Source organism: Rodentibacter genomosp. 1, from assembly GCF_001999285.1.
Taxonomy (GTDB): Bacteria; Pseudomonadota; Gammaproteobacteria; order Enterobacterales; family Pasteurellaceae; genus Rodentibacter.
This window is the reverse complement of the sequence record NZ_MLHN01000008.1, coordinates 37456-50454: the sequence shown is the minus strand read 5'-3', so window position 1 is coordinate 50454 and position 12999 is coordinate 37456. Positions and strand designations below refer to the sequence as shown.

The 12999-nt window shown below is 41.2% G+C and carries 14 protein-coding genes; all 14 read right to left on the bottom strand.

Going from position 1 to position 12999, the window contains the following annotated elements; genetic code table 11:
• Nucleotides 1-45 precede the first annotated feature (45 nt).
• Complete coding sequence (gene araA, locus BKK54_RS04375; protein WP_077541870.1) at nucleotides 46-1533, bottom strand: L-arabinose isomerase; 1488 nt, start codon at nucleotides 1531-1533, stop codon at nucleotides 46-48.
• 9 nt (nucleotides 1534-1542) lie between these two features.
• A complete protein-coding gene (locus BKK54_RS04370; RefSeq protein ID WP_077541868.1) occupies nucleotides 1543-3144 on the bottom strand; it encodes a xylulokinase in 1602 nt (533 codons plus the stop codon).
• Between the two features lie 132 nt (nucleotides 3145-3276).
• On the bottom strand, nucleotides 3277-4134 hold the full coding sequence (gene araC, locus BKK54_RS04365; protein ID WP_077541866.1) for an arabinose operon transcriptional regulator AraC: 858 nt from the start codon (nucleotides 4132-4134) through the stop codon (nucleotides 3277-3279).
• 135 nt (nucleotides 4135-4269) lie between these two features.
• Complete coding sequence (gene araH / locus BKK54_RS04360; RefSeq protein ID WP_279626085.1) at nucleotides 4270-5268, bottom strand: L-arabinose ABC transporter permease AraH; 999 nt, start codon at nucleotides 5266-5268, stop codon at nucleotides 4270-4272.
• 60 nt (nucleotides 5269-5328) lie between these two features.
• A complete protein-coding gene (locus tag BKK54_RS04355; protein WP_077541862.1) occupies nucleotides 5329-6174 on the bottom strand; it encodes a hypothetical protein in 846 nt (281 codons plus the stop codon).
• 55 nt (nucleotides 6175-6229) lie between these two features.
• Nucleotides 6230-6349: a Com family DNA-binding transcriptional regulator gene (locus BKK54_RS12260; RefSeq protein ID WP_040596477.1), complete on the bottom strand. Its 120-nt coding sequence runs from the start codon at nucleotides 6347-6349 to the stop codon at nucleotides 6230-6232.
• Nucleotides 6350-6482: 133 nt separating this feature from the next.
• Complete coding sequence (locus BKK54_RS04345) at nucleotides 6483-6917, bottom strand: hypothetical protein (protein WP_077541861.1); 435 nt, start codon at nucleotides 6915-6917, stop codon at nucleotides 6483-6485.
• Nucleotides 6910-7497, bottom strand: coding sequence for a DUF4376 domain-containing protein (locus BKK54_RS04340; RefSeq protein WP_158074611.1), 588 nt, complete (start codon nucleotides 7495-7497; stop codon nucleotides 6910-6912). Before BKK54_RS04340 ends, BKK54_RS04345 begins: the two co-directional genes overlap by 8 nt.
• Nucleotides 7487-9919: a phosphodiester glycosidase family protein gene (locus tag BKK54_RS04335; protein WP_077541857.1), complete on the bottom strand. Its 2433-nt coding sequence runs from the start codon at nucleotides 9917-9919 to the stop codon at nucleotides 7487-7489. The genes BKK54_RS04340 and BKK54_RS04335 overlap by 11 nt, the downstream gene beginning before the upstream one ends.
• Complete coding sequence (locus BKK54_RS04330) at nucleotides 9920-10486, bottom strand: putative phage tail protein (RefSeq protein ID WP_077541855.1); 567 nt, start codon at nucleotides 10484-10486, stop codon at nucleotides 9920-9922.
• Nucleotides 10477-11544, bottom strand: a complete 1068-nt coding sequence (locus BKK54_RS04325) for a baseplate J/gp47 family protein (RefSeq protein WP_077541853.1) — start codon at nucleotides 11542-11544, stop codon at nucleotides 10477-10479. Before BKK54_RS04325 ends, BKK54_RS04330 begins: the two co-directional genes overlap by 10 nt.
• On the bottom strand, nucleotides 11544-11951 hold the full coding sequence (locus tag BKK54_RS04320; RefSeq protein WP_077541851.1) for a phage GP46 family protein: 408 nt from the start codon (nucleotides 11949-11951) through the stop codon (nucleotides 11544-11546). Before BKK54_RS04320 ends, BKK54_RS04325 begins: the two co-directional genes overlap by 1 nt.
• 8 nt (nucleotides 11952-11959) lie before the next feature.
• Nucleotides 11960-12508 carry a phage baseplate assembly protein V gene (locus BKK54_RS04315; RefSeq protein ID WP_077541849.1) on the bottom strand — a complete coding sequence of 183 codons (549 nt, stop codon included), beginning with the start codon at nucleotides 12506-12508 and terminating at the stop codon, nucleotides 11960-11962.
• A gap of 26 nt (nucleotides 12509-12534) precedes the next feature.
• Complete coding sequence (locus BKK54_RS04310) at nucleotides 12535-12996, bottom strand: phage baseplate assembly protein (protein ID WP_077541846.1); 462 nt, start codon at nucleotides 12994-12996, stop codon at nucleotides 12535-12537.
• Nucleotides 12997-12999 lie beyond the last annotated feature (3 nt).

The window sequence follows — 12999 nt, the reverse complement described above, 5'->3', positions numbered from 1 at the left end:
CCAAATGGGAGATAGGATTTCTTTTAAGAAAACAGGAACAAAAAATTATTTGTAACTTAATTCATTCCAACGCAACTCATTTTTTAATTGAGAAAGATCTGTATTGTCATTGATATGAATAAATTCAATCTCAAAATATTCTGCAAACATGCGTAACATATCGGCATCCACATCTAAACTAAATGCACTATGGTGCGCCCCGCCGGCTAAAATCCAAGCTTGAGTCCCTATATCAAAATTAGGCTTAAGCTGCCAAAAAGCGTGTCCAACCGGCAATTTAGGCATTTCTTGTGGTTTTTCCACGACATCCAAATCAGCGACAACCATACGGAATCGATTTCCCATATCTACAATGGTTGCATTTACCGCACGCCCCGTTTTTGCAGTAAAAATCAAACGGGTTGGATCTTCTTTTCCGCCAATGCCAAGCGATTTTATCTCTAAAAAAGGCTTATCATCAGTAATGGAAGGACAAACTTCCAACATATGTGCACCAAGTACCACTTCATTATTTTCGGCTAAATGGTAGGTATAATCTTCCATAAAGGAACTGCCTTCTGGCAATCCATACCCCATTACTTTTATTGCCCGAACCAACGCTGCGGTTTTCCAGTCTCCTTCAGCACCAAATCCATAGCCTTGTTGCATTAAACGTTGCACCGGCAATCCCGGTAATTGTTTCATGTTATGTAGATTTTCAAATGTATCCGTAAAGGCTTTGAAACCACCGCTATCTAAGAAACGTTTTAGACCCAATTCAATTTTCGCTGTATCAAAAAGTGCGGTGCGTTTTTCACCATTTTTTTGTAATTTAGCACTGATTCGGTATTCTTTTTCGTATTCTTTAACCAATGCCTCTGCATCTTCATCCGTAACCGTATTAATGCTTTCAACCAATTGATAAACACCATAGCCGTTAACGCTATAACCAAATTTAATTTGAGCTTCAACTTTATCTCCTTCAGTTACAGCAACTTGCCGCATATTGTCGCCAAAACGCGCAATACGTAAATTTTTTTGATCATAAATTGCGGCTAAAACACGTTGCCAGCGATTAATTTTTTCTAGCACAGTCGCATTTTTCCAGTGTCCCACAACAATGGTTCTAGCTTTACGTAAACGGGATAATAAGAAACCAAATTCACGATCACCATGTGCGGTTTGATGAAGATTCATGTAATCCATGTCAATCTCATTCCAAGGAATCAATTGATTAAATTGAGTATGAAATTGTAATAATGGTTTATTTAACTGAGTTAAACCGGCAATCCACATTTTGGCAGGAGAAAACGTATGCATCCATGCAATAATTCCGACGCAGTGATCTTGGTTATTCGCCGCTTGGCAAATTGATAAAATTTCTTCCGGTGAAGTAGCCAATTCTTTTAGCTTAATGTTGATAAATGGATTTTGTTGATTCAAATGCTCGGTGATTTGCTCTGCATTTTGTTTCACCTGCTGTAATGCGTCATTACCATATAAATGTTGACTACCCACAACAAACCAAACTTCCAGATTTTTGATAAATTCCATAATAATCTCCTATGATATCGTTACAATTTTTGTATTAATGGCTTCTTGAACAATAGAAAGCCCCTGAGAATAACGTTTAATGAATACGTTATAACCTTGCATCATCTCAATATCCGGATAAACAATATCTTTATTGCAATCACCAAAAATATCCTCGTCTAAATAGGTTTCAAGAGGTTTATGATTATATGAAAGATAGTTGGCTAATAATGCAATTCCCCATGCGCCCCCTTCAGTCGCCGATTCTGTTACAGCAATAGGGACATTGAGTGCAGAAGCCAAAATTTTTTGGGCGACACCTTTTGTTTTAAAAATACCGCCGTGGGCTAAAATTTGTTGGATTTTGACCTGTTCCTGTTGCAATAAAATATCCATGCCAAGCTTCATTGCACCAAAGGCGGTATAAAGATGAACTCGAATGAAATTGGCTAAATTAAAATTTGCCTTCATCGGATGTAAGAACATCGGGCATCCTTCATTTAAGCCAACACCGTGTTCCCCGGAATAAAAGCCATAAGCAAGCAAATTTCCACAGTTATTCTCACCTTCTAACGCCTTTGTAAATAGCGTTTCATAAAGTTTAGATTGACTGATATTTACCCCAAACGTAGCAAGACATTCACCGAATAAGCTAACCCAAGCATTAATATCCGATGTACAATTATTAGCATGTGCCATTGCAACTAATTTACCGTTTGGTGTCATCACCATATCTAATTGTTCATATACTTTTGATAGTGCCTTTTCCAATACAATCATGGCAAAAGCCGATGTTCCCGCTGAAATATTTCCGCTTTTTTCCTTAATACTGTTAGTTGCCACCATACCAGTCCCGGCATCCCCTTCCGGCGGGCAAAGCGGAATGCCTGCTTGTAACCTACCACTTGGATCAATCAATTTAGCACCGGATTCCGTCAATACACCGGCATAGCCTCCGGCATTGACTACTTTGGGTAAAATATGACGAATCGTCCAGGGATAATCTAATTCATCAATAAGCCGCTCAAATTGATCTAACATCTTTTGATTAAAATCATGCGTTTGAATATCAATAGGAAACATCCCGGAAGCCTCACCAACGCCTAAGACTTTCTCATCGGTTAATTTCCAATGAATGTAACCTGCTAACGTTGTTAAAAAATCAATATTCGGTACATGCTCCTCTTTATTTAAAATGGCTTGATATAGATGGGAAATACTCCAACGTTGTGGAATGTTATATTGAAAAAGTGCGGTCAGTTTTTCAGAGGATTTTGATGTAATATTATTGCGCCATGTGCGGAAAAAGGTTAGCTGATTACCTTCTTTATCGAATGGCATATAACCATGCATCATGCCACTAATGCCAATTGCTTTCGCACGACTAATAACGGTATCGTATTGTTTTTTTACGGATGCAGAGAGCGTAGCATAAGCCTGTTGTAATCCTTGCCAAATTTCTTCTTGGGGATAAGTCCAAATACCATCAATAAGATGATTTTCCCATTCAAATTCACCTTTGGCTAAAATATTTCCTTTGGTATCGATTAAAACCGATTTAATCCTTGTTGAACCGAATTCAATACCGATAGAAACATTGCCCTCTTCAATTATTTGTTTAGTCTTTTTCATTACTACCTCCTTTAAATTCCTTAAATGGATTAGAAGTAGATTAATGATTTTTTTTATTAATTGTTAGACAATGATAGGCTACAAATATGGACAAAACAGTCGCATAAGAAAATATGAGAACTCGATCAAATTTTATCTTGAATCCCGAAAGCTAGAAGGGCTTAAACCTGTGTAACGTTTAAAGATCCGTGAAAAATAGAGTTGATCATCATAACCTAGTTGGCGGGCAATATGATAAATCGGTTCACCGGAAGCATGTAATAAATGTTTTGCTTTAATCATTCTTTGCTCTTCCCGCCATTTTACGATACTTGTGCCAATTTGCTGGGCAAATAAGTGGGTGAGTCGAGAGGTGGACATACAAGCCTGCTTGGCTATTTCATTAATCGTATAGTTTTTATCAATATTATCGGAAATAAAATGGCAAGTTTCGAGTATTCGGGGATCAAGCATTCTTTGTTTATTTGCCGGGTCAAATCGAAAACAACGAATTAATAACTGTTCCAACAAACACATTGAGATAGCTTCCGAAAGTGGATCATCAGAATTATATTCCGCTTCAATCTGTAAAAATAAAGAGAGAATCTCTTGATAGCGTTGTTCATCGGGAATGGTCAGTCTTCCTACATTATTAACCGTATCAGTCCATTTAACCCAATCCAGCCAAAATGCTCTCGGGCGAAAATAAATCCATTGATGGTGCCAACTTGGCGAATTATTGGCTCGATGGTAATAATGAACAGCATTTGGCGGAAATAAAAGCAAATCCCTGACTTGGCAATGAAATGCCTCTTTCCCTTGAAATATTCGCCCCTCTCCTTTTGTTGTGAGATTAATGATATATCCCCTCATTCCATGAGGACGGTTAATCGTAAAATCCAACTCACTATTTTCTTCAATCGGTGTACAACCGGCAACTAAATAGGCGTTAAAGTTATAGCCGGGTAATAATGGATTCTGTTGAACATTATTTTTATTTCTTATTTTCATACTATCTTTTAAATTGCACATACTACTTAAGGTATTGTTCTAACAAAAATTAGTTCATCAACATAGATATAATACAGATGAAGATAAAGCAAAATGCGGAGAATAAACCATCCGCATTATTGCCTATTCACATTTTTACTTTATTAGTTTCTGTTTGTATCTATCAAATATGACGGCAATTAATAGAATCAGACCTCTTACAACATATTGAGAAAACGGCGAGATATTTAATAAATTCATCGCATTTTCAATGGTACCTAGAATTAATACTCCTGCTATGATAAATGAAATTTTAGCTACGCCACCGTTCAAAGATACGCCGCCAAGTACGCAAGCTGAAATTGCCACTAATTCAAAACCAATGGAAGTCATGGGTTGTCCGCTTGTCATTCTAGCAGCAAGAATAACACCGGCTAGCGCAGAAATTGCTCCGGATACAACAAAAATAATTAATTTCGTGCGATCTACATTAATGCCGGCTAATCGTGCCGCTTCCTCATTACCACCGATTGCCAAAGTATTACGTCCGTAGGTAGTTTTACTTAATAAAAAACCAAAGATAGCAACACAAATAACGGTAAATAGAATTGGTAGGGGAATTCCAAATAAATTTTGATATCCCAATTCAAAAAATTCTTCTTTTGTAATACCTACTGCTTTACCGTCAGAAATAATATAACCGAAGCCACGTGCAATTTGCATACTTGCCAATGTTGTAATTAAGGAATTAATTTTTAATTTCGCAATAACAAAACCATTTATTAAACCGATTAAAGCTCCTAGTGAAACGCCTGACAAAACACCTAACGTGACACTTTGAGTAAGATTAATCACTGTTGCAGTGACAACACCAGCGCACGCAATTACAGAAGCGACAGATAAATCAATTTCACCGGCAGCAAGACAAAATAACATACCGCAAGCAACCATACCGCTCATTGAAATGGCTAGCCCTAAACCTTTCATATTAATAACAGTTGCAAAATTGGGAATAAATAAACAAGCAGAAATAAAAATAACAGCAAAAATTAACAACATACCATAGGCATTCCAAATTTTATTAAATCTGCTTGTAGCGAGCCAAAAAAACTGCGAAAAAAAGCCATTAAAACTGCGAAAATAAAACCTTGAGATTTTTTCGTTGTTTTAATGGCTCATTTGTATGTTTAAACGGGATTTAAAGAGTGTTTAAATTTAGAATTTATAAATCATATTATCCTCATAAACCCCATCTTTGGAAGTAGATGCTTTAACCGTAATTCGCTCGTAACCCTCAAATGTCTCCCAGTTATTGATTTTACTCTCCTGCATATAGTTCAAATATCGGATAAATTCGCTTTTCGTGCTGCTGAAGAAGATATAAGGAGGTTTGGTTAGATTGATTAAGCGTAGAAAATCAATCAAATCAAAGTAAGTAGCTTGTTTATAACTCTCTTGACGCGTACATAAGTAAGGCGGATCAAGTAGTAATAATACCTTTTCTTGATTTTGATAGCGTGGGATTAGCTTGTGGAACGACTCACTTATAACTTCAATACCATCTAAATAGCCCTCAGCCGTTGGGTAATCGCTTTGACGCACACAATTCCAAAAATCTTTGGCAAATAACGCCTCAACACTGCCAACTTGCTGACCAGAAAATAATAACCAAGAAGCTAAACAGTTTAGGTCTTTATAACCATTGAAATTATTGATTTTATTGATGATTTCCGCTTTAATTTCTTTGCTTAATCGTCCATTTTTTGGTATAATACCGTGTAAGTAATTGAAGATAATTTGGCGTAATCGGTTGATGTCGTCAATGTGATTTAATCGCTCGGTGTAGCCATCAAAATCGTTATAAATTACAGTTGCTTTTGGCTTTAGTTGTTTGGCTGTATGGCTTAATAAACCACTGCCACCAAATACGTCCACAATCGTCCAACCTTCACCTTCTCCATCAATGTGTTTGTTTAACACAATTTCCACGTGTTTCAAAAACATTCTTTTTTGCCCGATAAACGGTAGCGGGGCTTGTTTAAAAGTTTTTTTGTTTGCCATAGTTTTTCCTTCTATGGCGTTCTGATACTCAAGGTATTCTGACACTCAAATAAAGTTATTTAGTAAAGTTAATGACTTTGCAACGTGGGCATTTGATTTCTAAATAAACAACTGTACCCACTTTCGCCAATAATTTGTTACAAAATGTGCAACGGATTGTTTTAATTGACTGCATATATTCTCCATAATTAAAAGATTTGTTACAATCCGCCCGCCTTGCGCAAGGTAGGCGGCGTATGGCTATATGCAGGCATGTTCTGCGTAGCTGGTAATAACGCGCATTGCCGTGCCGTTATTATCGCCGTCTTTTAAACTTTGTGCGAGGTAAACCCTCCTTTTATCAACTCAGCTAGTTTATTCGGGCTTAACGCCTTTTTCGGTGCTACGCCCCAAATTGCCTCATAACACCACTCCGAGCAGTAATAGCGACTAGCCTTTTGTCGGACCGGTAACACGCAACCAATTGCCCCGATAAAATCGTATTTTTTGCCACCAGTGCGCTGAAAAAAGTCCACAATATCTGAATCTGTGTGTACCGGGATTAAATCCCACTTATCCGTTGGTAGTCGCATTGTTTTTACACGTACACCACCGTCACGGGGCGAGCTTGAGTAGCAGAGATATTTATCGCCATTTGCCACCGCAAGCTCGCAGTGTGAATACGGTTTACCTGTAAATAGTCGGATAACCTTATCCACCCAGTTGCCTTTGGCTTTGTACATTGCTAGATAAACTTTACTCATTGCTAACCTCAGCAACATAATCCACATAGGTTTTAGTCCAGCCAGTTGAGTAGTCATACTCCAACGGATTATCAACCAACATCACAGCCTCTTTATGCTTAATGGCGTTGGCGTGGTTGGCTTGTTTGGCTTGCAGCAATGCGCCCACAATCACGGCTAACGTTTGGCGGTTGATAGTGCTGCTAGTATTATCTGCCCACGTCCACTCAATCTCCATATCGCCGAGCAGGTCAAGACTGGCTTTAAAACCTAAAATGTTTTGGTAAGCCTTATCGTCCGAATCAACCCATTTGCCAATTTGTGCCACAAACACACCGCTTGCATCGGTTTGGTCTCGCTTGGCGTTGATTGCTTGGCGGATTTGCTCACGCTCTTCTTCAATCCGTTCATTTTTTGATGCATTCAGCTGATAAGTATTTGTAGTGATTTTAAGTTGCCCATTGTTGATAGAAATAGTTGCACCTTGTTCTAGTTGTCGCATTATTTCTTCGGCCTGTGCATCATCGACTTTAATAGCATTACTTGGGATTTCATCAACCCCTTCAATCAAAAAGCTGTTGCGGTCAATATCAAAGTACATTTGCTTCTCCTTGAGTTTCGCCTTGTACATAAAAGATTGATGGCACTTCTCGCTCGCCCTTATCATCACTTGGTGCGTTGATAATTTGCCCTTTATACCAAAGCGTTACGGAACCGCCACCATCAAGGTTAAATGCATTTACGCAATCTAGTCTTAATAGCTTTTCCGCGGCTTGCTTCATTGTGCAGCCACGTTCGCCTGTTCTGCCATCAACCACTAATAACACATAAGTGCCGTCCTCTTTTTGTCCTAATGCCGTGCGTGCAGAAATATCCCGCTCGTAACCATTTTGGCTGATAATGCCTGTGCTAAGTGGGTCGTATAAATTCCCATCAACAATCAGCGGAGAGCGGAAAACCGCCGTTTGCCACGCCATTTCAGCCATCGCCGCAGTGCCTAACATAAAAGGCACGCTTGCTGCGGTATTCGCAGTAAAATCACGGCAAGAAAGCACGTTAAATTTATCTATAAATAAGCAAGATTTCGCCCACCATACATTCTCAATGCCATAGGTATCATTAATAAAACCATCAACCACAATATCGGCGGTTTTTCTTGTGGAGGTATTCCACGCCGAGGCGTTGAAAGCAAGAGCAGCTGAGCTACCTTGCATCCATTGAGACATCGTTTTGAATGCCCCCGCGTGTTGTTTTAAATCTGTGACGTGTCCTAATTCAAACGTCACCACATAGCTTTTTGCCCTATTTAATTCCACATCTGACTCAGTAATAATAGGCTCGGAGATAGTCGTTTTTTTAGTGGTTGTTGCGTGTACTGTGCCAGCGGATAACGTTTTGGTGTATCTTAAAGCTGTGCCGTCAGGTGCAAAAAATAAATTGTCTGATTCATTGCAGAACGTGGCACTTTTGGAAAAAGTTAGTAATCGTGCATCAGCATCAGGCGTTTTTAACGCATAAAACTTGTTGTTTTTAATATCTGCAAGTGTTGTGTTTTCGATTTTTAACCCACGATTATTTACATAGAAAAAATTGTCCCGCACCGTTAAATCATAAGAACCATAGAGGTTTTTTCTAACGCTTGTATTGGTTTTGTTATCCAGCACCAACACACCATAGGATAATGGCTCCCAGTTATAGAATGTGTTAGCCAAAATACGAGTCGCAACACAACCTAACACCCGAATGCCTGCATAAATATCTAAACATTGAGTTTTATTTTGAGTGATGACTGAGTCAATGCAGGCATCAATTTTAATGACATCACCAAATGAAGTAAGCGTGTTGCGCTCAACATACAAGCCACAGCAATAAGAAACATAGAGTGCCTGTACAGCGGCAGTTTTATCTCGCAAGCTACGGGTGACGGTATTGCCAACCACTGATACATTTGCTAAGCGGTGCATTGATGTGCCGACCAAGTAAATCGGGCGCATTACTGACTGAATGGCATTATTTTCAATTTTGATATGTTGTGCCGCAAATGAGCGTGTCGGACGAATAAAAATACCCGTACCATACTCTTGAATGTTATTGTGTACAATTTTGACGTGGTTACAGTTTTTTACAGCAATCGCATCAAAGAAACGGCTTTTAGTTGTATTGAAATGGTTGAAAGCAATTTCATAATGTTGCGTAATAGAATGCTCTGAACCAATTACCAACTTACTATCGTTAAACGTACACATTTTAACAATGGTTGGGTGATGAATTAAATCTTCTGTCCCTTGTCCAGATAAATAGACATTGACGTAAATAAATCGTACTCGCTCAAGATGACAAGGGCGAGAAAAATATAAATTGACACTAGCTGCCACATCTCGTGGATTTTCAGGCGCTTTAAAAACAACGCTTGTTGCAATCGAAAAATGACGTTTAAATTCTAAAGATTCCGAAATCAGATAAGTGTTGTTACTTATATGCAATAAACAACCTGTATCATATGCAGCTTGCAAAGCGTTTTTGATGGCTTGCGTGTCGTCTGACTCTCCATCTCCGATTGCACCGAATTGTTCTAAGCCTAAGGTGTGTCCAAGAATACGTTTCCAGCGGTTACCGTTTGCCGTCACAATCACCGTCCCGCCATTATCCGCACTCGCCGTATCGGTCAAATCCGCCACAAAATACCCTCCGCCTTTGGTGCTGTTGGCGTAGTAGCCTTTGACGTACACCATCTGACGATCACGCACGGGCTCAAATTCACGCAAAGCGGCGATAGAGTCCACTTGACCTGCCATAACACGAAACGCTTGTGCCAACTGGGTTAAATCGGCTTTCTCTGGCTCAATGCCTGCTTCTTTCAATACATTCAAAAGCTCGGCTTGCACAATGTTAAACCAGTGCGCACCTGGGTAACTTGGGGCGTTACCATCACGTCCTTCGGTAAACCAAAGTGGATTTTTACTAAATACTTCAGGGATTTCAGGCATCTGTTCAATGCCCGATTTATTGTCTAATGCGTACATTTAAGCCCTATCCTTATAAATAAACACCATTTCAATATCGGCGTTGCAGTAACGTTTTAAAATTTGTTGTAGCTCTTCGTTTTTATCGACTGCTTCGGTCGGCTTGGTCGGCAGCTTTTCTGTGTAGATAAAAATGCGCCAAGCGTTTTCATATTCATAGAGAGGGTATAAGCAATCTCGCAAACCGTGGTGAGGATAGTAGTTCACAATCTCAATTTGATAACCTGCTCGCTTTGCCGCTTCTTCAAGGTAGATTTTGCTGCTTGAGCCGAGTTCTTCCTCTTTTTCTTTTACCTGTGCTTGTCGCTCGGCAATGCTTTTGCCCTCAATTTGTCGCCCTGCTTCAGGCAGTCCAAAAAAACTTTCCCATTCTTCAAGCAATAGCGTGGCTTGCCCTGGCATTCGTTCTTTAATCAGTGTGTGGGCTTTGCCGTTGACTTCGACCAGTTGATCGCACCGCACCGCCAGCACCTTCGCCAAGTTGCTATTTAAGGCACGTTTCCAGGCAAGCCCTACAGGAAGCAATTTCACCGCAGCATCTAAATACTGCTGATGGGTCATAGCCATTCGATTTCCCCTAGCGTTGCAATGTTATCGGTAAGCAGTTGCACATCGGCAGTCGGATACATCACACTGTTATCTACCTCGCCTGCGGTATTGGAGACGGTCGCACGAATTTGTGAGAGATAAAGCAATGCGCCCACTCCTGCGTTGGCAAGGTATGCCGCAAGGCTTTTGCGTACGGCTTGGCGTAACGTTGGTGTATCAGGTGCAAGACGGATCTTAAAATTGACCGCTTGAAACTGTGGCGCAAACACATAAAGCTCTACGTTAGCAGGCATTCCTTCAAATTGTCCTGTGGCTTCATTCTTATGCCCCGTGATATAAGCACGCACGCGGGCAATATCTTCGCTTGTGGGTAAAATATCTTCTCGGTCATCACAAGCAAATGCCACCCCCACCGAGCCACCGCCTAAGTAACGCTCAAAACACCAAGCACGGGTAACACCCGATACTTCGGTTGCCCAGCGCACATAGTCGTGCGGTGCGCCATTTGCGGGCGGATTTTGCACCCGATAAATCAAGCGAGCCAATAGGCGTGAGAGGGATTCAATATCCGCACCGCCGCTCATTGCTTTTACTGTTGCGTTAGGCAATACGCCCAAAATAGCAGTGGTGAGTGAGAGGCTCTCGCCCGCTTTCAAATTGCCTGCCGCCCCCACAGTTTCGCATTTCACGGCAATATCGGATTGACCCGCTTTTACCACCGTGTCTTGAGTAGCAATAAAGGTCAGTCCGCTGTTGGCGTCTTCAAATACCGTGCCTTCTGGGATTGTTGCTTCATTTGCTGCGGTAATGGTCACCCAGCCCGTGGCAGTTGAGGCTTGTTTGCGTACAATGCCTTTGTAAAGGCAGTATTCAACCAAATAATTTTCTTCAGCGGTGGTAGGGATAATTTGACGAGCAAGCCAATCAAGGTGCATATGTTCGCCCGCGCTTAATGCAGCACAAATACGGTTAATCACCGTGATCACATTGTTGCGTTTAAGTGTTGGGAAACGATATTGAAACTGCTGCTCACCTTGTTTAATCAGGCTTGAGAGTGTCGGGGTATTAAATGCCATCAGAGACTCCAGTTAGCACTAAAAGTGCGTTGCTCGGTGCTGCCATCGGGCAACACCACAAGAATATCTAACAACAAGACCGACGGTTTAGGGTTGGAAGCGGTTACTTGATAGCGTTGCACCACGCCATCATCAACCAGCCATTGCAAGGCTTGAGTGGCGTAGAGTTGTGCATCATCAAGCACCTCAGTAAGTTGCTTGGAGCGGCTTAACGTCCAAAGTTTGGAGCCTGTTTGATAGCCGCCATTAAAGGAATCGCCCCACCAGCCACGTTCACCTTCGACACGCAAATCGGTGAACAGGCTAATGATAATGGCGTTGGTAAGGGTATCATCAAGCAAAAGCGACTCAGTGCCTAACACTAAGTCGCCTTCGCTATCGTGCCACGTTAAGGCTAAATCTGACATACTGCTCCTTACGGAACAGGTTTACCCACACGTTGTTCGTGGTCGTGGTCTTTTGCACTGATTCCGCTTGACTTGTGGTCGGTTGCTGTTGATGTTCCCATAATATCAACATTGCCTTTGAACGTTGTTTGCAGACTATCAAACGTAACCGACCGGGCTTTGCAGTCAAGGGTTTCAGTTTCAATCGTGAATTTTTTACAGGAGAGAATGGCTTCGCCATTTTCGGTGAGAAGAAGTTGGTGGCCTTCTAAATGATACAACACCGAATCGCCTGCCTGCAAGCCAGCGGGGCGAACACTTTTATCATCAACCACCACCGCAACCAAGTGCGAACGCTTACCACCGACCGATACCACAATGGCTTCGCCTGCTTTTGGCACAGAGTAATGCCCATAATTTTGAAAGCGTTCTACATCATCGGCGACTTCGTCTGATTGTAGCCGTAGTTGTAAATTTTGGCGTGCATAGGCATCATTGACCACCGAAACCACCGCACGGCTGACTAACAGTTGTAACCCTCGTTTAATCGGGGCAAGCATACGATTTAAAGCCTGCATAAATCCTCTTTAAATGGCATTTAAATTTATTCCACAAAATCTGAAAATTCGGTAACGTTATCCTTGCTGGATTTTTTCGCCTTTTTCGATTTGCCTTTCTTGCCTTTGCCATCTTTCACATCATCTAAAGTGTCATCGGCTGGCTCATCAAAGGCATCACGGTGCATTAGGGTCATTTCGGTAATGGTGCCGTTTTCGTCCAGCGTGTAGGTGCAATCAATAATCAGCCGTTCTGCTTTGTGTATCCCCAATGCGGGGGCGTCAAGTACCACTAATTCATTCGGCAGCCACAAGGTGCCATCAGGCTTAAACCAACCTTGCACCCGTGCTGTGGCTTTTTGTCCTTCGGCTTGACGGCGTTTGCGTTCCCAGTCGGCACGCTGATAACCGCTTGAGCCTGTCATATTGTCATCGGCGATAATAATCATCGGGCGATAACGATTGATCGCTTCGTCATTTACTTCAACTTTTAAACCGCTTGCACTCATTGT